Origin of the sequence: Kineosporia corallincola (genome assembly GCF_018499875.1) — a bacterium.
Taxonomy (GTDB): domain Bacteria; phylum Actinomycetota; class Actinomycetes; order Actinomycetales; family Kineosporiaceae; genus Kineosporia; species Kineosporia corallincola.
Window position 1 is genome coordinate 57,403 of record NZ_JAHBAY010000014.1, and the last position, 26,383, is coordinate 83,785.

Sequence of the window (26,383 nt, forward strand, 5' to 3'; positions counted from 1 at the left end):
GATCGGCCGATGAGACGGATGGACAGTGAAATGATCGAACAACGAACGGTTCCCGAGGTCGACGTCGACGAGGACGACTGGCTGGACGCCCGGCCGGGCCGCCCGCCGGTGCTCGGGGCCGGTCTGGCCCTGCCGGAGGTGCCCGGCACACCCGCGGCCACCCTGACGCAGGCCGAGCCCCAGCCCGCTGACGTCGTCCATGAACCGGTAGCGCCCGGGCCCGCGCAGGTGCACTGGGAGGAGATGCCGGAAACCCCGCTCGCTGAGCGACCTTTCCCGGGCGCGATGGCGTCGGCCGGGGATCCGGTGCCGGCACGCTGGGGCTGGCGCAACCGGGTGCGTCAGGTCAGTGCCGGGCTGATCCAGCCGGCGCCGGGAGCCGAGGAGAAGGCGTTCCGCGACGAGATCGACACGATCCGCCGATCCACCTGGACCCGATCGGTGAACGTGCTGGTGACCAATCCCAAGGGTGGGAGCGGGAAGACACCGGCCGCCCTGGTGCTGGCGGGCGTGCTGGGGAGCCTGCGCGGCGGCTACGTGGTGGCCTGGGAGGCGACCGAGTCCGCCGGGACCCTGGCCCGCCGCTGCGAGGGCGGGCAGGGGCGTGGGCTGGCCGAGATGCTCTCCGGCATATCGGGTATCACCTCGGCCGGACGGCTGGGTGGCTACACGGCGCCGCAGACCTCGAATGCCGACGTGATCGCGTCGGCCGGGCCGCGGGACATGCTGAGTGCACCGCAGATGCTGTCGGTGCGGGAGGTTCTCGACACCTACTATCGGATCACCGTGACCGACACCGGCAACAACCCCGGCCACGAGACCTACCGGGCCGCCCTGCGGATCGCGGACGCGGTGCTGATCCCGTGCCTCGTGTCCGTCGATGCCCTGGCGGGCGTCGAGCAGACCCTCCGGCTGATCGAATCCGCCTCCGGCCCGGTCGATCTGCGGGAGCGGGTGGTCGTGGTGCTCGGTCACGACGGTGGACCGGAGGAACCGGGGACGGCGGAGGCGGTGCGCCGGCGGCTCGGCGAGCTGAGGACGGCGGCGGTGATCGAGGTGCCGTTCGACCCGCTCATCCGCCGGGGCGGCGAGATCTCGCTCTCCGCGCTCAGCGAGGAGTCGCGCCGGGCCTGGACCAGGGCCGCGGCCGCGGTGGTGCGGGCGCTGTCGGCGGCGAACAGCGACATCGACCTGGTGGCCCAGACCCGGGCCGAGATCGGCTGAGGAGAACGACGATGAGCAGCGAGTACGACGAGATCCTCGGCCGGGCGATGGCCGAGTACGGCCGCAGCCGGGACCGGGCGCTGAAGGCCCGGCGGGACATCGACGCCCTGACCGAGACCGCGACCGCACCCCGCCAGGTGGTGCAGGTGACGGTGGACGCCATGGGCCGGCTCACGGAGCTGAAGTTCCCCACCGCGTCGTACAAGAGCATGCCCGCGCCGGAGCTGGCCAAGATCATTCTGAAGACCGTCTCGGACGCCCGGGAACGCGTCGGGGCCCGGGCGGCCTCGGCGATGGCGCCGGCCCTGCCGCCGCACGTCGACCCGGCCGCACTGCTGAGCGGGCGGATGGACGGGAGTGCCCTGATACCCGACGAACTGGCCGAGGTGCGTGGCTCCTCGGACCCCTGGCAGACCCCGGAGGACCACCATGAGTGACCGTTTCGCCGTCGACACCGAGAAGATGCGGCGGGCCGGGCGCGAGCTCGAGACCTACGGCACCAATCTCCAGGCGTTGCAGGAGGAATGGTTCGACCTGCTGGCCTCCGCGACACGGGCCTGCGGCAGCGACAAGAACGGCAAGGCCATGGCGAAGCAGCTGAACGACAGCAGCGATCAGACCGGCCGGGCCATCAAGTCTTTCGCGGCGGCGGTGCGGGGCGGCGGCCAGGGCATCCAGAACGCCGCGGACGCCTTCGTGGCCACCGAGGAGTCGAACGCCGACGCCGCGAAGAACCTGGAGCAGGCCACCACCACCGGTGTGGACACCGGTGACGTCTCCACCGGGCAGACGTCCGGCACCTCCACCGGAACCACGACGACCGGTGGCAGCGGCAGTACCCACACCGGCAAGCACTGATCCCTCCCGGCCGTGGCCACCTCCTGCGGGGGTGGCCACGGCTTTCCCTGCGAATCAACGGTTCTGAGGAAGCGCGAGCATGAGCCTGACCGTCCCCGACGAGCTCGACTGGGTGTTTCTGCTGCTGTGCGGGCAGAACTGGCCGAAGGGCGACGAGGACGAGCTGCGTCACATCGCCGCTCAGATCGACCGGTTGTCCGGGCGGATCGACTCCGCGGGGCAGTTCCAGTCGGCCATCAGCCACGCGGTCGACAGCGTGGAGGGCACGGTCGGCCGGGCCTTCGCCCGGTACGGGCAGGAGCTGGCGAAGAGCGGCGAAGGCCTCGGCGACGCCACCTCCGCGACCGCCGACCTGGTGCGCCAGTTCGCGCTGGACGTGGAGAACGCCAAGTACTCGATCATCATCGAACTGGCCTTCTTCGGGGCCGAGATCCTCGCGGCACTGTCCAACCCGTTCACCGCCCTGTCGGCCCCGGCCATCGTCGCGGCGGGGCGGGCCGCCGTCATCCGGATCCTGCGCCGCCTGGCCCTGCGCACGCAGCACCTGCTCGGGCGGGCCGCGAAGATCGCCACCTACTCGGCGCGGATCGGGAAGTGGGCGGCGGGCGAGGCGGTCGAGGAGATGTTCCAGGACGCCCTGGCCCAGGGCATCCAGATCGCCGAGGGCAACCGGCACGGACTGGACTGGACGTCGCTGGGCTACTCGGCAGCCTTCGGCGCGGTCGGTGGTGTGATGGGCCAGGGCATGCACGCCGCCGGATCGAAATACATCTCGGACAAGGTGAAGAGCACCACCGGCGCCCGGCTGGCCGGTGCGGCCGCGGTGGAGGCGGCCACCGAGGTCGGGGTCGGCCTGGCCACGCTGCCGCTCGGCGGGGACGCCTCCGACCTGGGCTGGTCGGCCCTGTCCGGCGGATTCACCGGTGCCGCGAGCCATTCCGCAGGGCTCGCCGGCCAGGCCCTGGGCCGGGCGGCGGGCGTCGACGTGGACGCCCCGACGGTCGGGGAGATCGACGCCGACGCCGTGGGGGCGGGGGACGCGCCCGACCTGACGGCCACCGGTGGGGCGCTGCCGTCCGTGTCAGGGGCCGTCGCTGATCCCACGTCCGGAGGTGGCGGGGGAGGAGGGGCGGGGGGCGCGTCGGCGGGATCCGGTCGGACGCCGGGGGCAACGGCCTCCGGGGACGGCGAGGACGCCGCGACCGGGGTCTCGCTGGAGACCTCCGGCCCGGATCTGGGCGGAGACGGAAACGATTCGGCGTCGCCGGCTGCGTCGGACGGCAGCGGGATGTCGTCGGACACCAGCGCGACGGGTTCCTCGGGCGCGGCCGACGCGTTCACCGCGTCTGCGGAATCATCTGTCTCGTCACATGTTCCGGAAGCAACCGGCGCGGAGGCGTCCTCGGACCTCCCAGTCGGGTCCGCGTCGTCGGCCTCCCCCGGTGCGACGGCGGATCCGTCTTCCGTGCCGGTATCGGCGTCCGGCACTCCGGGGGTGTCGCCGGCCGTGACGCAGGATTCCCCGGAGGTTCCGGGAACATCGACGGGCTCGTCCACCCCTTCGACCATGATGTCGGGCGCCTCGACGGGTTCCCCCGCACCGGCGAGCGGATCGTCTGCCCCCGGCACCGGATCGTCGACTTCCCCTACCGGGTCTTCGTTCCCGACCATGGGAGGTTCGGGACCGTCCGCTGCGTCGCCGGCTGCGGCCACCGGTTCCCCAGTCTCCGGCACCGCGGGTTCGCCGGGCTCGGTCGTGGGTTCGGCGGGTTCCATCGCGGGTTCGCCGGGCTCTGTCGTGGGTTCGGCGGGTTCCACGACGAGTTCGCCGGGCTCCACCACGAGTTCGGCCGGGTATGGCGCAGGTTCGCCGAATTCCGCCACCGGTTCGTCGGCTCAGGGCAGTACGTCGCCGGTCGCCGGTCCGGTGGGTCCGGCCGGCGGTTCGCGGGCCGGTTCGCCCGAGTCGTCGGTGTCGCCGGACGCCTCGTCCCCGGCTGTGACGATCGCGCCCACCGAGGCGCCGGTCACGCCGTCCGTCTCGCCGACGGCATCGCCGACCCTGGCCAGCCCGGGCCCGGACCTTGGGTCGCCCATCGCACCCGTGACTGTGAGCGTCCCCGAAGCGCAGGTGCCGTCGGCCGACGCAGTCTCGGCCGCAGAGGGATCCACCGGCCCGGAAAGGGTTTCGGCGGGAGCCGGGGACTCCACCATCTCGTCCGCGCAGACATCCACCGCAGCGCCGACTGTGCCGACAACGCCGCCCGCCATGACGCCGACAACGACGCCCACCGCTACGAGCTCCACGACAACCTCGGCCAGTCGTCCGGCCTCCGCGGTCACGGCTCCGGGGATGGGGGCGTTGCCGGTCAGGCGTTCCGGGCGTAACCGCACCGCTCCGGAGTCCACGGTTCCGGAGTCCGCTGTCCTGGAGTCCGCTGTCCTGGAGTCCGCTGTCCTGGAGTCCGCTGTCCTGGAGTCCGCTGTCCTGGAGTCCGCTGTCCTGGAGTCCGCTGTCCTGGAGTCCGCTGTCCTGGAGTCCGCTGTCCCGGAGTCCACTGACCCGGAATCCGCCGCCCGGGTGGGCTCGGTTGCCTTGGAGTCGGCTGCTCTGGAACCCACCGCCCCGCCCGGTAACCTGCCGGCGATCGAGACGTCCTCACCGGTGCAGCCCGTGGAGAAGGCGACGGAAGAGGTCAGGAAGGGCCTGCTTTCGCCGTCCACCGTTGGACGGGAACCAGCGAGCCGCACGGTGGACGCCCTGATCGACCCCTCCACCAGTACCGGCACCGGTGCCCTCTGGTCGCGATCGAGGCGGGCCCCGGCGTCCACCCCCGGCCGGGTGGAAACAGTGCTCGAGGCAACGCCGTTCGTGCTCCCGGCCGGGCACGAGGTGGAGGCCGTGCCCGACGGCGACCAGGTGCGGGCACAGGTGCGGGCTCTGCTCGGCGGTGTGCAGATGTCGGGTGACGAGCGGCGGGCCGCGGCGTTCCGGGCGGAGGTCGAGGCCCTGGTCGCGGACGACGCCCTGCGGGCCGCCCTGGCCCGGAACGGGGGCGTCGTCTCCGGAAACGTCACTCAGCAGCGGCGTCTCGGTGGCTCTCGCGAGATGCTGGTGCGGCTGCGCGCCACCCTTCCCACGGCCCGGCAGGTGTCGCCGGGGCAGAATCAGCGCCAGGTGGTTCCGCTGACCTGGCAGGTGGAGATCGGCCCGGCCCGGCGGCCGGGGGCCGGCGAAACACTGAGGGCCACGATACCGGGTGCCGTCGCGATCAGGCGCTCGCCGGTGCGGCGTGACCTGAGGGATCACCTGCGCTCCCGGATTCGCCCCGAACGGACGAGTGACAGCCACGAGAAGTCCTTGGGGCCCGATGTCTTCGGTGTTCGCGAGCCTCTGGCCGCACCGGCGATCCTGTCCGGTGTCACCCAGGCAGAAGCGCCGACGAACAAGGTGGCCTCGCTGCTGCGGGCGATGGACCTGACAGCACCGGACCCGGCACGCCCGATCGCGGTGACGGACCTGGCCGAGGCCGAGACGGTGCACCCGGGGCCCGGCGACAGCTCGGCGCCGGACGTGCTGTTCTTCGTGTGGTACGGCGATCCGCTGGGCACCACCCCTTCCGGTGCGCGGTACCTGTCGACCGCGGCGCAGTCCGCGCAGCGGTTCACCGGGCAGAAGGTTCTGGTGACGGACCGATCGCGGTCCGAGGTCGCCGCCGCACGGGACGAGAACGGTCATTTCGTCGGTCCTCTGGCTCCCATGCTGAACTGGGCGCGGGACAACGACGTCGCTGTCGTGTCGGTGCACGAGCTGTTCCACGCCGGTGAGCCGATGCAGTTGCACGGCCCGTTCCGGCAGGAGCTGGCGAAGCGGCAGGGCCGTGGCTACGCGGCGGCCAGCGACATCACCCGGCTGGAACTGCTGAAGCGTTTCGGTGGGCTGTATCTGGACGGCGACGACGTACTGACGGAGGGGTATCAGGGGAGTCTCTGGCAGGGCCTCGACCGGTTGGGGTTCGCGGCGCAGCGGATGAAGGGCAACCCCACCAACTCGGCTCTCCTGGCCACCCGTGAGAACCCGATGGTGCAGCAGTACCTCGATCTGATTCAGGGTCAGTACCAGAAGACTCAGGACAGCATGCTGACACTCTCGGGGAACAGGACCTTCGAGGACACGGTCGGGGAGCTCAGCTGGCCGCGGATGAGGGTGCGGCGCAACTCGGTGATGGAGCGTACCGGGCCCGACGTGATGGAGCTGCTGGAGTACCCGGACCCGGACCCGGCACCGGACGATGCCGAGGTCGAGCAGGTGCACGTCGCCGGCATCACCGGTACGGAACTCGCGGGAGTGACCCCGGGTAACGATTTTAGCTGGGGCGGAAACGGTTCCGTCGTCTCTGCGAATTTCTCCGAGGCGGAGGCCGCGGACGCCCTGACCTCGGCGGCGGCCACGCTGGTGCGCAGCCTCTACAACCGCGACGGCGATCTCGACCTGACCGAGGTGGCGGTGGTCATGGCCCGGATGCCCGATCCGGACCGGGCGTGGGACGCCCTGTTCGAGGTCCTGCTGGAGATTCCGGAGGTGCGGGCGCGTCTGAGGACGGTGACCGATCTGCGGATGACGGCTGACGGTAAAGGGCTGGAACCGGAGGTGGCGCTGCCCCGCCGGGCCCGTGACCTGCTGGGGATGGAGGACGGGGCGGAGGGGCAGTGGGTCGGTGACAAGTTCCGGCAACCGGTCGACCCCAGCCCGATTCAGCAACTTTCGTCGCAGGCCCAGGCACTGATCGACCCCTCGACCTCGACGGCGACCCACGGAACGGGGGCGGTGGACGCCGAGGCGCAGGGGAAGTCCCGGCGGGTGACCGACGTCGCCACGGCCTTCGCCCGGTCGCAGGGTGCCCGCCCGAGGACGCTCGATGAGGTGAAGGAGGCCGTCGACGACTGGCTGATCCCGTTCGGCCCCAGGGCACGGCCGGATGCGACGCCGCAGCGGCGCGGCTCGGTTCCGGTGCAGGAGGACGAGGAGGTCCTGACCGACTGTGTGGCCCGGGCCATCTCGGTCGCCCGCGGTCTCGGGGCCGGGAGGCGGAGCCTGGACGACCGGGCGATGTCGCCGGTGCTGGGTGATCTCCTGGAGATTCTGGACGCGCCGGGATTCCGTCCGGTGGCTTCCAGGGAGAAGGCGGAGAAGGCACTGATGTCCGAGCCGGTGGGCTCGGTCGCCTTCGTGCACACCCAGGCGCCCAATCGTCCCAAACATGTTCTCCTGCTCTGGAGGACGACGGACGGCGTGTCATGGGTCGAGACCCAGCGAGCGCCGGGTGACCGGGTGTTCGAACCCACGGGCGAGGATCTGAGTGACGTGGGGCTCAGCATGGTGGTGGTGCGTCCCGGTAGTCTCCTCGCCGGGCGTCCCGACGTGCGGGCACCCTGGTACACCGAACACGGTGCGCTGGGTGACACGGCGATCGAGAGCGTCAGCCTGTTCAGCAGGCCGTCCCTGGCCCGCAACCAGGCCGAGCAGGTCGTCGAGGGTGTGGTTTTCGACACGGACCCGGGGCGCGACGCGAAGATCCGGGACGAGGTGCTGGATCGTCTGACCACGGCTCTGACCGGTGCCGACGCCGCCACGCTGATAGCCGAACCGGCGACGGACATCGACCGGTGGACCGATCTGCTGCACCAGGGTATGTGGTTCGAGGCGGAGGGGAAGACCATCTCGCTGCGACCGGTGCTCACCGCGTTCCGGCCGGTCGCTCCGGTCAAAGGTAGCGCGGCGCGGAAGTATCCGGTGTCCTTCGGGGGAATGACGGTCTCCAGAGGGCAGACCCGGGACACGACGACCCTGTGGGAGGCGGGCGAGAGCCTTCTGTTCTCCTTCCCCACCAGCGGGGTGGCCCACTCGCTGCTGGTACCGACGCCGGTACCGATGTTCACCACCTCGAGCGGGCACCGGGAGGGCTGGAAACGGCAGTTGATCGCCGGCCGCAAGGCGATCTCGCGGGGACTCCAGAGCTTCGACGCGGCCCTGGACATCCAGATGTTCGTGGACGGTTCACCGGCACCGCACACGAATCTGCTGGAAGGGGTGGTGCGGGTCCCGATGCCGGAGAGCTTCCTGGATCGTGCTGATCCGGAGCCGGGCGAGGAGCTGGCGGACCGTTCCTGGGACGAGTGGCGCGAGGTGCCGGGCGAGCAGGCCCGCGCGGTGAACGATTTCCACCTGGTGCTGAATGCCATCGACACGAAAGATCTCACCCGGGAGATGGAGTCGGCGCTTCGTGAGCTGGGGATGGAGCCGGAGGCGATCGCCGAGTACATGACCGAGGCCCTCGACACCGTGCTGGGTGAGCAGGCCCTCAAGAACCGCGCGACTCTGTTGCTGGCCGGTGGGCTGAACGGCGGCCGGGCCCGCGCGAGCCGCGGTGCCTTCCGGCACGATCTGGACGTCGTTCCCCGGGTGACCCTGAAGATCGAGAGGATCCGCTACGAGGCGACCTCGACCGCCGCGATCCGGGACGACCTCGGACCGGACGACAGCCAGCACGAGGAGCGCACTTTCGGCGGCCACTCGGCGCTCGGGCTGGGGGCCCAGGGTGGCAGTATCGCGCCGGACGTGTCGGAGACCAAGGGATACGCCCAGGGCATCGGGTCGTGGGGATGGTCCCGGTCGCACGGCATGGGCACGGGCTCGACGACGCTGCCGAAGCTCACGCTCACGCGCAACGGCGAGATGGCGCGCTACCGGGTGCGCGGGGTGCTCACAGTCGAGTTCCTCGGATCCCGAGGGAAGATCGAGCCCCGGACGGCGGACTTCGTCGCGGAGGTGCTGCTCCCGGCCGATGACCGGACGGCTTTCGAGGACGCTCTCCTGAACGTCCCGGAGGAGACGGCGGCCGGGGAGGCCGACTCTCCGTACCTGGGCCCGCCGGAGCCGGCCCCGATGGCCTCGGGCCGGGGAACCGGCCTGGGACAGGGGATCCGGCTGCCCGGGTCGGATCGGGTGCTTGCCCGGATCCACGAGATGGTCCGCGACAGCTACAGCACCGACCCCACGGCGTTCGCCCGCTGGCCGGCGGTGCATGCTCAGGTCGTGGCCCTGCGCCGCTGGGCACGGGTCACGCAGGACGTGACGAGGCGGGCCGAGTGGGCCCAGGTGACGAGTGAACTGGACCTGGTGTTCGGGACCTCCGCGCTGGAGTCCGACCTCGAGCACGTCCTCTCGGGAATCGTCTATCGCGCGGATCTGGGCAGCCGTCGTCTGGAGGTTCTGGTCGAGGCCGAGATGGGCCCCACGCGCCGGCACCGGGAGTACGACCTGACGGTGAACAACCGGGTGGTGAACGCGGCCTCGGTCTCCGGATCGCGTGACACGGTCTCCTCCTGGGACCTGGGCGTGAACGGCAGGGCGCGGTTCACCCTGGGCAAGGTCGTCTCGCTGGAGCTGGGCAAGATCACCTTCGGGGGCGGCCGCAGCACGAGCGAGAAGTTGTCGTTGTCGTTGTCGGGCAAGGGATACCGGCGGACCGAGACCGAGAGCACGGTCACCGAGCTGGACAAGCCGATCAGCTATCGGATCCGCGTGCGGTGGACCGATCTCCAGGGGCGTGAGGTTCCCGGGACTCTTCAGGACGACACGGTCGCCGGGCCGAATGTCGTGGCCAAGCTGGTGATCCCACCGGAGCACGCGCCCACCGCGTCGCAGCCTCCCGCGACGGACGTCGGCGGCCTGACCCGGGGCGGGCCCGAGCTGGCCCGTGACCTGGTTCGGGTGCCGCCGGGAGCACCGGGCATGTATGCGCGGATCATCAGCCTGGACCAGGTGATTCACGTGGCGGCGGGGGTGGTGGCCGGGCAGACCGGATCTCCGGACCCGTCGGTGATGTGGGACGTCCCGGACGGGGTGCGGCAGGCACTGCGGTCGAAGGAGGTGGAAAGTCGCCTGTCCGAATGGTTCTCGCGCGAGGGTGTGACGGTTCGCATCGACGACCGGTGGAGCCTGCGAATGAACATGGGCCTGAAACAGGCCGGGCACCTGAAGAAGCACGAGGAGGTGGAGCTGGAGCACTACGCCAGCGGGACGTCGCGCCTGGCCGACGGGTCCTCGTCGTCCCACCGTCTCGGGGCCTCGCTGTTGTTCGGCCCCCGGTTCAAACTCCGGCCGGACAGTGGCACGCAGCAGCACGGCGAACACCAGGACGACGAGGAGCACGGTCTGGAGGGCCGGGACCAGTTCAAGGCGCAGGTGCAGGTGCAGGGCGGGATGAAGTGGAGCAGTGAGGAGGACCGGCAGGCCGGTGCCTCGGACGTGACCCGGGCGACGTATTCGGGCGCTGTGCACTCCTTCCGCTCGGACCTGGTGGTGCGGATGGAGATGATCAGGGACGGCGCGGCAGTACCGGGCCCGGCCGTGTTCGTCTCGCTGGCGGGCGCCGTGGACTTCATGCTTCCCGAACGTCTGGCCAGTGGCATGGATCTGCCTCTGGGGGACAGTGACCAGACCCGGCTGAGCGACCGGCAGCGGTATCCCCGGGTGCCACGGACCTATCTGCACCCCAATCTGGGGGTCGCCTCGTCACACGCCGAAATGGTCGACGCGACAGCGGTTCTGCCGGCGGTGCGCAGGGCCCTGGACCGGATCGGCGCCCTGAGACGGGCCGACCTGAAGGGAGCGACGTCGGTCGACGACTTCCTCCGGGCGGCGTTCGGGCCGGAAGCGCTGTCGCGTCAGCATCTCGCCCTGCTCAACACCGGGATCACGGCGTGGATGCCGCTGAAGCGGAAACTCGGTGCCACCCGATACGTCGCGGTGTCGGTGTCGGCCGATCTGGAGCCGACCCGGGACGTGCGGCACCGGCCCGATGCGAAGCTGATGCTGCGCAGCCAGGGGCTCGGTGGAGAGACGAAGAAGGACAAGCGCACCCGGTCACTCGGCCTGAAGGCGTCCGCGCTCGGTCTTGCCTACAGTGCAAAGGGTTTCGGGGGCGCCCGGCTGGAGGGCGGCTGGGACTCGGTGACCGGGCAGCAGAACGTCTCGGCGACGGACGTCAAACGGATCTCCCGCACGACGATGCAGGACGGTTCCTACGAGTTCAACCACCGGGTCAGCTTCCAGGTCAGGGTCACCAGTTTCCTGGAACTGCCGCCGGGACTGAGCGACCTGCTCGATGTCTCCCGGGCCGCGGTGCTGAAGACGGACGCCGCCCACCCGGGCTGGGGTATGGAGTCGCTCGGCTTCGCCCTGCGGTCACTGCGCGAGGCTCCTGCGGTACGGGTACCCGGCCAGATGCGCCTGCTGGTACCGGAACACGTGACGAAGGAGGGCGAGAAGGGCGTCGCGGTGAACGGCCGGCGCATGGCCCAGGCCACGGACGTGCGGCTGGGTGATCTCGCACCCGACGTCCTGAGCGGCCGGCTGGCCGCGGCGATGCAGCAGGTGGATTTCGGCGCGGGCAGCCTGATCCAGGACCTGGCGCCGTTCGTGGTGCGCAGGCCGGACCGGTTGCAGGGCTATCTGGGCAACCTGCTGCTCTTCGGCCCGCCGCCGGGGACGGAGGCGGCGACGCCCTCCGGCATGCGCCTGGGCGAGAGCACCCGGTCGAACAACCTGCGTTCGCGTCTGGCGGATCTGGCGGCGTTCGGGGTGGTGATTCCGCACGCCGGTGGTGACATCCGGGTCGGCATGGTGATCACCAGGGCCGAGAAGCTGGCCGAGACCAGGCTCAAGGGGCGGGATTACGTCCAGGGCGACAGCTCCGCCGAGGTCGTGGCGATCAAGGGCAGGGGGAAGGAACTCGGCCTCAAACTGATCGGCGGACCGCAGACGGGATTCGGGATCGCCGAGTCCGAAGCGGGGCTGGGCAAGAACTGGGAGAACGAGGACGAGGCCGGGGCGGACTCCGGAAACATTCTGGAACGCAACGAGGAACTGTCCGAGACCTACCACTACTACGCCTTCGACGTGCGACTCGGGATCACCGGGCCGGCCCTGCCCGGGCAGCACCTGGTGTTCGACGTGTGGCAGGGGCTGATCGGGCGGATCGCCGACCGCAGGCTCACGGAGATCCTCGCCGATCCGGACCTGGACGTCCCTGCGGGCTTCTTCCCGGTGGCCGTGGCGCCGCAGCAGGCTGCTGCCGTTGAGGGGAATCCTGAGGACGACGAGACGACGCGTCCATCGGCCGAGAGTCCACGTTGGATAGATGATTTCGAGGAGACGAAAGAGAACGATGACCTGGAAGCCGGGGCGCTGGAACCCGGTCCGGCGACGCAGAACCTGCGGGTGAGCCTGGCACCCGACAGCCAGGGCCAGCAGCGGCTGGTGTTCGCCGAGGGCCGCGACGGTGAGGACGGGTCCGATTCCGATGACCGCTATTCGCCCTGGTCGTCCGACTCGGAATCCTCCGACTCGGACCCGGAGTGGTTCCGGCAGCCACGGGTGCCGGACGAGCTCGTCGCGCCCGGGCCGCGCACCGGGGAGCAAGGGGTGCGGTTCGCCGCTGACGAGGACGGGAGCCGGATCGTCTTCGGCCCGGAGTCCGGCGGATACGGTCTGGACGGGCAGGACGGGCAGGACGGGCAGGACGTCGAGACCGAACGGATGAACCGGATGTCCGGCGGCAGCCGTACCCTCGACGCCCTGATCGACCCGTCCGGATCGGTGGGAACTCAGGGGCGGGGACGCCACTCGGTTGCGAGACCGGTTCGGGAAAATACTGTTCCGGCGCAGACCGGGGCCGGGCCTGCGGGGCGGACCGCCCCTCTGGTGGAGCTCGCCCCCGGGCAGGAGGTGACGGGGATCGGCGGCGTGGACAGGCTGCACGAGCAGGTAGCCGTTCTCCTGGCATCCGGTGGCCTGTCCAGCGGCGAGGACCGGGCGAGGCAGGCGCAGGAGGGCGTCCAGGCCCTGATCACCGAGGACGCGCTGCGAGCGGCGCTGGCCGGGGACGGCGTGCTGACCGGAACCTTCCGGCAGCAGCGCCGGATGCTGGGCACCCGGGAGATCAGTCTTCGGATGACCGCGAGAACAGGTGCGCAACAGCCGGTTCCGCATCAGGCGCCGCCCGGCCGGACCCGGGTCGTGCAGGTCCGGTGGGAGATCGAGATCGGCGTGCGATGGTTGCTGTCCGCCGGTCCGGAGCCGGAAGGGATCTCCTCACCCGTCGACCGGAGGGCCACGGTCGTGGTGCCGGCCGGGGTGACGGTGCAGACCCCGGTCCCCGAGGCGGATCTGCGAAGTCGGCTGCTGGAACGGGTCCGGCCGGAGGCGGCGTCCTCCCGTGAGGTTCAGGTGTCACTGGGACCAGACGTTTTCGGGGTGCGCGAGCCGTCTCGTCCCCCGCGTGCGCTGGCCGGGCTGAAGCTGGCGGATGTGCCGACCGCGAAGGTGGGTTCGCTGCTGCGGGCGATGGACATGAAGGGCCCGGAGCCCGATCGGCCCCTGGACGTCGGCGCGCTGACGGACGACCCGAACCTGCATGCCGGGCCGGACCGGGAGGTGGCACCGGACGTGCTGTTCCTCGTCTGGTTCGGCGACCCGCTGGCGGCGGGGTCGAAGTACCTGGAGACGGCGACCAAGTCGGCGAAGGCGTTTCCCGGGCAGAAGGTTCTGGTGACGGACCGCTCCCGCCAGGAGGTGCAGGCGGCTGCGGACGGGCGGAGCGGGTTCCGTGGGCCGCTGGCGCCGATGCTGTCCTGGGCCGCACGGCAAGGGATCTCGGTGGTCGGCGTGCACGAGATCTTCCACGCCGACGACCCGATGACGTTGCAGGGACCGTTTCTTCAGGAGCTGGCCAAGCGTCAGGGGCGGGGTTATGCGGCGGCGAGTGACATCGTGCGGCTGGAACTGCTGAACCGGTTCGGTGGGCTGTATCTGGACGGCGACGACGAGCTGGAGTCCGGCTACCTGGCCAAGGGGCTGCCCGGACCCTGGTCCGAGCTCGGGACGGTCGGGTTCGCTCACTACCAGACCCCTTACGGCTACAACAATTCCGCCATGGTGGCGACCCGGGGCAACCAGGTAGTGCGGCAGTATCTGGGGCTGATCGACGGACGTTACGGTCAGGAACAGTCGTCCTTCGTCGCCATCACGATGTATGACGGCCGCGATGAGGTGCAAGCGTTCATGAACCGGTTTCCCAACGAGCGCGTCCGGCGCAACTCGGTGATGGGGCGTACCGGACCGGACCTCATGACGAAGCTGAAGAATCCTCTCAACGGGGACGAGATCTCCTTGGGCGGCCGCAGCAGGCTGCCTGTGATCAACTCGGTCGAGGGTGGTAACGACTTCAGCTGGGGCCAGGGACAGGGCACACCGCCGGCGCCCTACACCTGGGACGAGACGCCGGACGTCCTGACGTCGGTGGCGGCGACGCTGGTGCGCAGTCTGCACAACCGCCGGGGCGATCTGGACCTGACCGACGTGGCTCCGGCGATGGCCCGGCTTCCCGACCCGGAGACCGGCTGGAAGGTGGTGTTCGACGTCCTGCTGTCGTTGCCCGCCGTGCGGCAGCACCTGGTGACGGTGTCGGACCGTCGGCTGAGTTTCGACGGGCTGCCGCCCGAGGTGGTGCCGTTGCCCGCCCGGGTGCGCGAGGCCCTGGGGCTTGCGGAGGGGCCGGAGGGGGAGGACCCGCCCGGCACGTACCTCGGCGACAAGCTGCGGCGGCCGGTGAACCTGCCGCGTGACGAGCAGAGCACGCAGGAGGTGCAGCCGGCGGACGAGCGGGACGCGGATGAAGAGCCGGGCACGGACAAGGAGCCGGGCACGGACGAGGAACCGGGCACGGACGAGGAACCGGGCACGGACGGTGAGCAGGCGCCGGACGGTGAGCAGGCGCCGGACAATGAGCAGGCGCCTGACGCGGACGCTGCCGAGGAAACGGACGCTGCCGAGGAAACGGACGCTGCCGAGGAAACGGACGCTGCCGAGGAAACGGACGCTGCCGAGGAAACGGATGATGCCGCAGCCGCGGAGCGGGTCCTGGCGACCGACGACCGCACGCACGAGCGTGATCCGGCCCAGTTCACCGACTGGGAGCTGCCCCGCCCCGGCGACCTGGAGCTGATCGCGGCCCTGCGCGACCCGGACTCCCCGCAGCACCGCCCGCAGTACGTGGGGCTCGATGACGTGCAGCTCTGGGCCCTGGTGTCGGCGCGGCTGCGCGGCGAGGCACGGCAGGCGCGGGCGGTGCAGGACGTGCGCGACCGTGTGCGCGGCCTGAACACGCGCCTCAGAACCGAGTACCCGGTGGACGACGAGGCCGTGATGGACGCCATCATCGAGCGGGCGGTCGGTATCCTGCGCGAGCGCCCGATCGTGCGGAACATCAATCCCGGCCTGACAGTTCGGGGGGACGACGGAACGTTCACCACCCTGATCCAGACCCTGGCCGGCCAGGAACGGTTCGCGACGTTCTGGGAGCACCTCGGTGGCGCGGCCGCGGACGAGGGCGTGACCAACCGGGGCCGGATCGAGGCCGGGATGGGCTATCTCGGGAACATGCGCACCGAGCAGAGGCCGACCCGCAGGGGCGTTCCGGAGACCCGCTACTGGGCTGTGGAATCCACCCGCATGCCGATGTACGGATCACTCGCGGCCACCGGAATCACCAATGGTGCCGCCAGTTACGGCACCACGGTGCTGTATCTGAACGATGACGTGCGGGCTCGCACCACCTACACCGCGAACGACAGCTTCCGGGCGCCGGAGACGTACACCGACCAGGACCATCTGCACGTGCTGCTCAGCTCGGGCACCGACGCGGCGGTGCGCCGGGTGCTGTCGGAGGCGTCCGGCCACCAGTACGACCGGCAGATGGCGGCCGAGGCCCGGCGCGGCGGGATCGTCAGCCAGGGAGGGTATTTCGAGGCACAGATCCACGGCGGGGTGAGCTGGACCGACGTCACCCGGATCGTGGTGGGCTGGGGGCTGGACGAGAGCGCCCCGGCCCGCTCGATCAGCCGGGCGCAGGCCCAGGAACTGAGTCTTGAGCTCCGGAGGCTGCTCGACGCCCAGGGCCTGGACATCCCGGTCGACCTGGCGCCGCCTCCCCGTCAGGAATCGGTGACCCAGGTCGAGCAGAACCGGGCGATGGGCATCTGGTTCGACGCCGACACCACGGACTGGGAGCCGGTGCTGGAGACGATCGAACGGCTCGCGGTGCCAGGTCTCTTCCGGGTCGTGCCCAGCCAGGACGCGATGCTCGCGCTGGCCGAGGACGTCGGCGTCACGGGCACCGATCCCTCGGAGGTGCTGGAGGAGCTGTGGCATCACGTGGCCGCCGTGCTGGTGCACACGCCGCATCCGAGCCGGGCGGATCTGCGGGCCGCCGTGACCGGGGAGCCGGCGCAGGTGACCGCGGACCCGGTTCTCGCGGGACTCGACGAGGTCACCCAGAATCGGCAGGAAACGGAGCAATTCGCCGGACGACGTCAGGAGTGGATGCAGGACCGGGCCCGGCGGGCGCGGGAGATCCTGGACGCCCTGCCCCCGGAACGCCGTTCAGAGCTGCATGATGTCGCCGCGACGATCGTGGGAAGAGCTTCCGGGCATCATCTTTCGCTGAGAACGTCCAGCGATCCGGGTGCCGGGCTGCTGCGTGACGCTCTGGTGCCGATGGCAGCGGTGCTGCTGCACGAGGTGGCCGGCGCCGGCGGCCCGGTTACACGGCAGGCCGTCGAGACGGTCGAGAGCGACGTGCGCGCCGTGGTGGAATCGCTCGGGCTACATCGGGAAGGACTTCCGGGAGGCAGACCACAGTCGCCCGGCGGGCCGCCGAAAGACGTCGTGATCTCCGACGCGGTAGCGGGTTTCGGCCAGGAGCGGAACGGGGCCCGGTCGCTCGTCCACATCGCCCCGGTGCCCGAACCGGCCGTCCGCCGGCTGCGGGAACAGGTCATCGCGCAGCTCACCGGTGACGGCCCGGAAGATCCCGGTCTGCGTGCCGCCGTCGAGCAGGGCCTGACGGCCCGGCTGCTGAGCACCGGGTGGGAGGCGCTGCTCTCGTCGTCCGGTTTCGCCCTGCCGATCCGGTACGGCGGCCGCGACTACCCGGTCGTGCTGCGGATGCGGATCTCCTCGCCGCGGCTGGAGAACACCGGGCTGGAACCGCTGGCGGACGGACCGCCGGTCTCCGAGCAACGCTGGACCTTCAGCCAGCCCGAGATCGGCGGCACGGAACGGATCTCGAACCGCCGGTCGGCGAGCGGTCAGCTCTCGTTCAGCATCCCCGTGGGATGGCACTCGCTGCGGGGTATCACCGTCACCCCGCAGCTGAGTGCCACGGTGAACCGGGTGACCACCCAGGTGGACACCGGCGTGAGCATCCAGAGCTACTCGATCCTGCGCAGCCGGGAGAGGTCCTGGGTCTACTCCTACGACATGCAGTGGGAGATGCAGCGACTGGACCACGGCCTGGCCGACCTGGTCACCGGGAACCCGCTGCCCGACCGCTGGAACCGGCTGGAGCCGGGAGCCGACCGGCTGCACGTCTGGGTGCCGGAGCACCTGGCCGCTCCCGGATCGGCGCTCACCACGGCCGCCCACCTTCCCGCACCGGAGACTCTGCGGGTGGCGCCCCTGGTGGAGGCCGAGAACTTCCCCGCCGCCGATCGTCTGCTGCGCGACGTCATCACGTCGTTCGACCTGACGTCGGAAGACCTCTCCGGCACGTCCTGGGAGAACGTGCGGGCCTTCCTCGACGAGGGGACCCTGCGGGCCAATCTGCCCCTCATGCTCTGGGGCAGCAGCGTCTCCAGCGCCACGCTCACCGACTCGGCCGGGACGGTCGTCGGGCACCTGCGGATGCGGGCCACCCTGGGGGAACTGACCCCGGCCGGACCCGTCGTGGGCAACGGGATCCTGGAGTCGTACGTCGTGCGGGCCCTGCGCCATCAGCAGGTCACGAGCACGGACAACGCCCAGGGGATCAACCTGGCCGCGACGTTCGACATCGCCGACGACCCGGACGAGCCGGGCTGGCAGATGACGTTCGGTGCGGGAACCGGCCGGCGACACACCCACAGTCTCTCCTCCGGCGGCACCGCCCGGGTGGTGCGCTCGCTGCGGGCGGCGATGGGGCTGCCGCGTGCCTCGACCGGGGTCAGCTTCACGATGGAGCTGGTGCGGCCCGAGGGATCGCCGACGGTCCCGGCCGGGAACTCGGCGCTGAACACGTCGACCTATCCGGTGACGCTGCTGACGGGCAGCCGCGAGCACCTGGAGGGGGAGGGCGGCAGCCGGTTCCTGCCCCCGGAGATCCTGCATCTGCGGAGCCTGGGCATGTCCACCACGCCGCTGCTGGTGGACGGGACCGGCGCGCTCTTCGACCAGGTCGAGAACCTGCTGCGCGCAAGGGGTTTCCTGCCCCCGGCGGAGACTGGGCCGAGCCGTTCGGTGACCGGGGTCGCGGCCGTACGCAACCTGATCGGCCCGGACTCGCTGGCCGCCGCACGGCTGCACAACCAGCGGGCGCTCGACCAGGCCCGCTCGCGGGCCGCGCTGCGCACGGCGCTGGACGACGCGACGTCGGGCGGCAGCCGCGTGGTGTTCCAGGTGCCCGGCGTGTTCGGCGTGCACCGGATCACGCTCGACCTGCGGGTGCGGCGCGACCACGACACCACCGATCCGGCGAGGGTGGTGCGGCACACCAGGTCACTGCCGAAGACCCAGACGCTGAACTTCGTCGGCTCCAGTCTTCCCGGGGAGGAGAGCTTCTCGACCAGCCCGCTGAACGGGACCGGCAGCTTCGGGGTGACGCCGGCCTCCAGCGTGTCGGCGCAGGTCCTCGAATACTCATACGGGCGCACCGAGACCCGGTCCTCGACGCTGGGCAGCGGGCACGAGTACTACCTGCTCGGGCCCACCTCGCAGGGCACGGACGTGTTCACCGTGCCGGTCGTCTACGAGATGAGCCTGACCGGGAACTCCGGTGAGGTCGAGGTTCTCGATCCGGTGACCGGAACGATCACCCTGGCCGTCCCCCGTTTCCGCACGCTGGCAGCACCGTCCACGCAGGGCCCGGGCACGCCCGCCGTACCCCGCGCGGTCACCCCGGCGGACGACGCCGCCCTGGGGACGCTGTCCGCCCACCAGGCCGATGTGACACCGGGCCCGGGGGTCGAGGCCTCCGGCTCGGACGCGTCGCTGCCGGAGCTGGCCGCCCTGGACAGCCCGTCGGTGGGCATCCCGTTGCTCGCCGCACCGGCCTCGGAGGGGTCGCGGAGCGAGGAATCGTTCGATCCGGTGGACCTGGTCGACGGGACGGGGACCGGCGACAGTTCCGTGGAACTGCCTGCGGAACCGGATGATTCGGTCACCTCGGACGGCCCGGACGTCCTCGTGCTGCCGGAGACGGCTCTCGTCGACCGGATCGAGGGGGCGGGTGAGCTCCAGGCGATGGTGCAGGAGATGCTGCGGGGCGTTGCGGCGGATGCCCCGGCCGTTACTACAGACACCGAGCCCGAGGCCCCCTACGTCGCCCTGGCCGACGCGCCGACGACCGGTCTGCTGTCCTGGGCCGGGGCGCTGGGCAGCGGCCTCGTGGACGCCGGCCGAGGAGCCTGGCACAGCGCGGTCGGGCCCGATCTGACCAGCCCGGAATCATTCGGGCAGGAAGTGCTGCACACCGCGCTGTCGACCGAGTTCCTGCACGGCAACCTGCTGCGGATGCTGCGCGACCGGTACGTCGTCGAGGGGGTGGCCACGGCCGGCTGGGCCGCCGGCACCGATGTCCAGATCGAGATTCAGGCCTACATGAGTGATGTTCGGGCTCTGCCGAGACCACCTCAACTGGACGGCGAGCGCTGGCTCCAGTCGACCTCGTCGTCCACCCGCACCACCGCCACCAGCCACGGTGTGCGCTCGGGGGTGGCAGGTTCGGGCGAGCTGAACTCGGCTGTTTCGCTGACCGGCGGCTACACGGGTGGGCGGAGCGAGCAGCAGTCGGAGTCGTCCACGGACGGAACCAGCGTGATGCGGGTGACCGTCGAGGACGACGTGGAGGCACACCGTTTCGTCGGCTCGCTCACCTACGTGGTGACGATCCGCTCCGGTACGAACAACGCGGCTCTGCCGCAGTGGCTGGGAGAGAGGGTGTTACGCCGGGCCGTCGAGCTGCCGGAGGCCATCGAGTTCTACCTGGTCGATCACGACCTGCACAACTATCTCGAGTACGCGGACCTGGCCACGCCGACGAAACCGGCCTCCACGCAACGGGATCAGCGACTGCCGCCGTGGTATGTCGAGAGCCGGGGGACTCTCGGCTACGGGGCGGTCACCGAAGTGCACCTGGCCGGTGGCCGCAGCGCCTTCGAGTCGCGGATCGTGGAACAGGTGGAGGGGGTGGCCCCGGGCAGCCTCACGCCCGGCAGCGGGACCTACGTGCCGGGTCTGCTGACCCGGATCAACGAGTACGCCTCGTCGCTCGGGCTGCGCACCCTGGTGAATCCGGGGCCGGACGGTGCGGTCCGGTTCCACTTCGTGCACCGGTCGTGGTGGGGGCCGCAGCTGGTGACGGTCGTGCTGCGGGCCCGGGTCTCCGACCCGGACCGGCTGGACGAGGTGCGCGGGCGCCGGGTCGAGGTCGGTGGCCTGGACAAGGTGGACTCGCACATCACCGGTGACGGGACGTCGCTGGGATCGCCGGGTGTCACACGGATCGGCGAGAGCAGTTCCAGGACGCACGAACTCGGGTTGCGCCTGACCGGAGAGGGAGGCGGCGCGTCGTGGACGCCCTCGGTGGGCGTGAGCAGCCGGAGCGACATCAGCCGGGCCCGCACGTCCAACCGTGAGAACCGCACCTGGCAGCGGAGTCTCCACGACTCCGGCGAGTACGTCGTGCGGCACGACTACGAGGTCGAGGTGGAGTCGCAGCCGTTGCAGCAGGCGCTGCTGACGGTGCTGGCCCGGATGGCGGTCGACGCCGTGGTGCGGCGGGTGCCGGTGCCGGTCCTGCTGGCCGGCCTGGCCCTGCTCAACCTGGTGAACACGATGCAGAACGCCGTGCGGGTGAATCTGCCCCGGGTGGGCGCCCCTCCCCGGACCCGGCAGATCGGCACGGTGCAGGCCGACGTGGTGCTGCGGCTCGGGAACCAGGAGGCCGGAAGCGAACCGGCGACCGATGACATCGAAAACCCCCGGCAGTTCCGGGCCTTCGTGAGCCCGGAGGACCCGGCGCGCAGCCTGGACGGCCCGGCCGATCACGAGCACGCGATCACCCTGGACGATCTTCCCGGGCCGGTCGCGAGCGCGCTGACGCAGGGGGAGTGGAGGCCGCTGAGGCCGGTGCAGGTGTACCGCCTCGAAGGAGTCGCCGAGATCCGGGAGGCCCTGGAGGAGGTGGGGCTCCCGGACGACTCGCTGCCGGCCACCAGCGATGCGGACGAGAGCATGTTCGTGCGGCTGAACCGGTTCATCGACGCCGGGACGATGGCGATCGGCCCGTTCGGCGAGGCGGTCCTGTCCGGCCGCGAGACTCCGGGCACGACCATGCGGATGACCTTCTACGGCGCCCAGGTCGAGCAGAGTGCTGCCAACATGGCCGTGGACGGCATCGAGGTGAACAACGACGGCCGTTTCGAGCAGCAGACCGGCCAGACCGGGGTCAGCATCGGGTTCTCGCCCGCCATGGCCATGTCGGGGCATCTGAGCGGCGGCCTGTCGGTGCCGGTGGGTGGCGTGTCCGTGACCACCGGCGACCGGGTGACGGACAACAGTCATCGTCGCGAGTTGCTGCGCTTCGGAACCAGTTTCGTCGGCAAGGCCGGTGGCTTGATGAGCCACCGGGTGCGGGCCGTCGCGGTGCTGGAGATCCGGGGTCCCGGGGGCACGCGCTGGGTGGTGAGCCCGGTGCTGATGCGGGCCACCGAGGATCCGTCGGTCCCCGTGCCGGAGGCGGGCCTGAATCCGCCGCCGGTGAAGTCCCCGGTGGAGTCCCCGGAGAAGTCCCCGGAGGGCGACGGGGACAACGGGGGGACGCCCGTGGTCCCGGTGGCGGGCGGCTCACCCTCGCGTCCGGCGGTGGATCCGGATGACGACGAGATGCCGGATCTGATCTCGGATTCCGAGGAGGAGGAAGCACCTCTGTCGACGATTCCTGAGTCGGACGAGGAGTCGGACGAGGAGTCCGACAGCGACTCGGACGATTGGTCGAACGAGGGGTCGGACGATGGCTCGGATCGGGAGTCGGACCAGGAGTCGGGCGAGAGGTCGGACGTCGGCTCGGACGAGGGATCGGACGAGGGGTCGGACGATGGCTCGGATCAGGAGTCGGACCAGGAGTCGGGCGAGAGGTCGGACGTCGGCTCGGACGAGGGATCGGAGGAGGGATCGGACGAGGGGTCGGACGATGGCTCGGACCAGGAGTCGGACCAGGAGTCGGGTGGGGAGTTCGACGGGGATCCGGGTGAGGAGCCCGGCGCCGGGCCGTTCACGGTTTCCGGGGCGGATCCGGTGGACGGCGCCGGGCGCGAGCGGGCCGTCGTCGTCCCTGAAAGCTCTGTACAGCAACGTGATCCGGATGATCCGTGGCAGTGGTCACGCCGTACCCCGGCGGACCGGCAGCGCCTGCTGGAACTGCGCGATCCACGGTCGGCGGCCTATCGTCCGGGCTGGGAGTCGCTCACCTCCTCGCAGGCCTGGGCGCTGGAGTCGGGGCGCCGGCGCGGTGCTGCCCGGGCGGGCCGGATGCGGCAGGCCGCGATCGACCGCATCGCTCAGCTCAACCGCGAGCACGGCACGACCTACCCGCCGGAGGCGGCGGCCGGGATCGTCGACCGGGCACACGATCTGGTGCGGTCCTGGGGCGTGGGCCAGGTCCATCCGGTCACGCCGGCGGATCCCGACCCGGCCGGGCGTCTGCTGCGCGGGGATGTCTTCCCGACCGCATGGCAGCAGGAGGACCCTGCGCAGGCGGTGCGACGCGCGCCCGCGGAACTCGGGATGGGTTACGGTGACGTGCTTTTCCGGCCGGATCCGGAGCAGGAGACGTACCTGGCGAGTGAGCGGGCCGGGATGCCCTCCTATGCGGCGCTGATGCCGGGGAGAAATCCGGGCGGGATGCCCGGCGGCCCGGGGATCGTTCTGCGGTTCGGCGAAACGGCCCTGCGGCGCTCGACCTTCACGCCGCTGCCCAGTCATGAATCGCTTGACGGATACACCGATCACGACGATCTGCACAGCCTGATCGCGCTCGGCGACCCGGTTCAGGTGCGCCGGCTGCTCGCTGAGGCAACGGGTTTCGAGTACGACCCCGCGCCTCCGGGCGAGCTGGGAACCTTCTTCGAGGCCCAGGTGCACGGGCCACTGGGCTGGTCCGACGTGCGGGAGGTCGTGGTCACCTGGGGGGCCGGCCTGGGGGAGCGCCGGGCGCTGCGGATCCGGCGTGATCTGGAGCGGTTCGCCGCCAGCCGGGGTCATTCTCTCACCGTGCGGGTCGAGCGGGCCGAAACAGCCCATCCACAGTGGGATCTGGGGAACACCCGGCCGGGGTCCTGGAACCCGGTCCCGGTGCGCTGGCAGGGCGAGACCAGGAACGTCATCGCCTGGGTGGACGAGGAGGGGCAGCTGGCGATCGTCGACGTGGCCCGGCCGGAGGTGCGGGAAGGGCTGCTGGCCGCGCTCGACGAGATCGGGCCGGACCTGGACGGTTCACTGCTGCTGGCCTCGCACGTCGACGCCGGGCTGGCGGCGGCCCTGTCGACGATGTCCGGCGCCTCGTTCCGGTTCAGCGACGGGGAGGTGGGTTTCGGTGAGCCCGGCGAGGAGGCGGTCCTTTTCGAGGTGGCTCCAGGCAGCGGATGGTCGGTGGCCCGGTCGCTGGAGGCCGACGCCGTGGTCGGTCCGTTGCACGAGGACGACGTGCGGGAGGGCATTTTCGCCCTGCGCGAGGGTCGCCCGGCGAGTGCGGTGCAGATCGAGGCCGTGCGGCTGGTGGTGGCGGCGCTGGCCGCGCGGGTGAGCGGTCCGGCCGGCCGTCCCGCGGGGCAGGAGGACCTGCTCAACGACCTGACCCGGGTGATGCGCGCGGTGCGGGCCCAGAGCATGACGGACGAGCAGGTGCGTGCGGTGTTCGACGACGCGAACCGGATCGTGCACCGCAGGCACACCCCGTGGCCGTGACTCAGCGCCTCACCTGGTACCGCAGTGCCACCGCGCCCGAGTCGTACTCCAGCCGGTCGACCAGCCGGAGGTCGACGTACCGGGTCAGGCCGGCGAACGGGGTGGGGCCGTGCCCGGCGATCCGGGGATGCACGACGAACTCGTACTCGTCGATCAGCCCCATCCCGGCCAGGGCGGTCGGCAGTTGCACGCCGCCGGTGTACAGGCCCTCGCCGGGCTGCCGCTTGAGCTCTTCCACGAAGGTGCGCAGGTCGCCGCGCACCAGCTCGGCGTTCCAGTCGACCTGCTCCAGGGTGCTGGACACCACGTACTTGCGGGCGGAGTCGATGGTGCGGGCGAACGGCTCGGTCCACTCCGGCATCGAGCCCGGCGCGAGCGGCAGCCGCCAGGCGGACTCCATCATCTGGTAGGTCACCCGGCCGAACAGCAGCGCGTCGGCCCGGGCCAGGATCTCGGTGGCGTGCCGGTGCAGTTCCTCGTCCGGCACGCCGGCCCGGTGGTCGCAGCAGCCGTCCAGCGTGACGTTGATGGAGTACCGCAGTGGTCGCATTGCGTGAGGATATCGAGACGGCGGCCGGGTGGGCCGAGGTTCTCGTCGTCCCTCAAGACTCTGCGGTGTGGGTGACCGCCTCCAGATTGATGCCGTGCGGATCCACCACGAAACCGCCGTAGTAGGCCGGGTGGTAGGCGGGATGGTCGCCGGGCGCGTGCAGGCTGGTGGCGCCGTGGGCGAGGGCGGTGCGGTGAAACAGGCGCACCTGCTCGCGGCTGTCCACGGTGAAGGCCAGATGCATGTTGCTGCCCACGGTCCCGTCGGCGATCAGCCAGAAGTACGGCTTGTGGGGCCAGCCGAACCCGTGCATGGCGGGCAGTTCGTCCGAGGCCGGCACGGTCATCATCGTGACGATGCCGATGACGGCCAGCACCGGTTCGTAGAAGGCCACGGCGGCGGGAAGATCGGGGACGGCGATGTTCAGGTGGTCGATGCGCGAGCCGGTGAAGTCGGGCTGTGTCGTGGTCATGCCCGCAGGCTGACAGGGGTGAAGGACGCCGGGTGTCCGCGATCTGCGGCAGCATCGGTGCGCATGGCCACCACTTCCGCGCGGGCGCTCCGGTTGCTGTCGTTGTTGCAGTCCCGCCGGGAGTGGCCGGGGCCGGTGCTGGCCGGGCGCCTCGGCGTCAGCACCCGCACGCTGCGCCGTGACGTGGAGTCGCTGCGGGAGCTCGGCTATCCGGTGCGCACGGCGATGGGGCCGGAGGGCGGCTACCGGCTGGCGCCCGGATCGAGCCTGCCACCAATGCTTTTCGACGACGAACAGGCGGTCGCCGTGGCCCTGGCGCTCCAGACCGTTCCGGTCACGGTGTCGGGCGTGGACGAGGGCGCGGCCCGGGCGCTGGCCACCCTGACCCAGGTGATGCCCGCCCGGCTGCGGGCCGAGGTGGACTCCGTGCGGCTGACGGCGGTGCGCAACTACTGGGACTTCGCCGGGCCGCCCATCGACCCGGACGTGCTGCGGGCCGTGGGGTCGGCGGTGCACCGGGCGCAGGTGCTGCGGTTCGACCACCTGCGCGCCGACGGCACCTGCCCGGGCCCGCGGGAGCCCGGGTTCATGCCACCCCGGCAGGTGGAGCCGCACCACCTCGTGCTCTGGGCCGGGCGCTGGTACCTGCTGGCCTACGACCTGTCCTTGCCCCCGGGCGGGGAGTGGGCGGTGTACCGGGTGGACCGGATCCGCGCCGCCGCGGCCACCGGCCGGTGCTTCGCCCGCCGTCCGCTGCCCGACCCGGACGTCGGGCACTACGTGATGACGCGCCACGACCGCGGGGACACGCCGGCGCCCTGGCAGTGCCTCGGCACGGTGGTGATGGAACTGCCGGCCGACGTGGTGGCACGCTGGGCGCCGGGCGGCTCGGTGGTGGAACGGCTGGGCCCGCAGCGCACCCGGTTCACGGTGGGGGCCTGGTCGTGGGTGGGTGTCGCGGGCATCCTGGCCACCTTCGGCGCGGCGTTCACCGTGGAGGGTCCCGTCGAGCTGCGGGACGCCTGCCGGGAGATCGGGCGGCGTCTGGACCGGGCCTGATCTGCTGCCCGGCGAGCATCCGGACGATCCTCCGGTTTTGCGTCTAAGCTGGTGCCGTTCATGCCGGTCGGGCCCGGCCGGTGACCGGGCCCGTGTC

General features: G+C 71.0%; 7 protein-coding genes. 5 read left to right on the forward strand and 2 right to left on the reverse strand.

The annotated features are described in order from the left end of the window. The first annotated feature begins 30 nt into the window (after positions 1-30). From KIH74_RS28160 to KIH74_RS28175, 4 genes are all read left to right on the forward strand, one after another. On the forward strand, positions 31-1,224 hold the full coding sequence (locus tag KIH74_RS28160) for a MinD/ParA family ATP-binding protein (protein ID WP_214159391.1): 1,194 nt from the start codon (positions 31-33) through the stop codon (positions 1,222-1,224). An 11-nt stretch (positions 1,225-1,235) separates the two neighbouring features. Beyond that, positions 1,236-1,661, forward strand: coding sequence for a YbaB/EbfC family nucleoid-associated protein (locus KIH74_RS28165; protein WP_214159392.1), 426 nt, complete (start codon positions 1,236-1,238; stop codon positions 1,659-1,661). After that, a complete protein-coding gene (locus KIH74_RS28170) occupies positions 1,654-2,082 on the forward strand; it encodes a hypothetical protein (protein WP_214159393.1) in 429 nt (142 codons plus the stop codon). The genes KIH74_RS28165 and KIH74_RS28170 overlap by 8 nt, the downstream gene beginning before the upstream one ends. A gap of 79 nt (positions 2,083-2,161) precedes the next feature. Continuing rightward, positions 2,162-24,205 (forward strand): WXG100-like domain-containing protein, encoded by a 22,044-nt coding sequence (locus KIH74_RS28175; RefSeq protein ID WP_214159394.1) that lies wholly within the window; start codon positions 2,162-2,164, stop codon positions 24,203-24,205. A 1-nt stretch (position 24,206) separates the two neighbouring features. Here the strand turns inward: KIH74_RS28175 and KIH74_RS28180 are convergent, their stop codons facing one another. Together KIH74_RS28180 and KIH74_RS28185 are read right to left on the reverse strand one after the other, a co-directional pair. After that, on the reverse strand, positions 24,207-24,755 hold the full coding sequence (locus KIH74_RS28180) for a dihydrofolate reductase family protein (RefSeq protein ID WP_214159395.1): 549 nt from the start codon (positions 24,753-24,755) through the stop codon (positions 24,207-24,209). 52 nt (positions 24,756-24,807) lie between these two features. Next, positions 24,808-25,227, reverse strand: coding sequence for a VOC family protein (locus KIH74_RS28185; protein WP_214159396.1), 420 nt, complete (start codon positions 25,225-25,227; stop codon positions 24,808-24,810). A 63-nt stretch (positions 25,228-25,290) separates the two neighbouring features. On the opposite strand from KIH74_RS28185, the gene KIH74_RS28190 reads away from it, so the two are divergent. Beyond that, the gene (locus KIH74_RS28190; RefSeq protein ID WP_214159397.1) at positions 25,291-26,286 is read left to right on the forward strand and encodes a helix-turn-helix transcriptional regulator; all 996 of its coding nucleotides are present in this window, start codon (positions 25,291-25,293) and stop codon (positions 26,284-26,286) included. Positions 26,287-26,383: the final 97 nt, after the last annotated feature.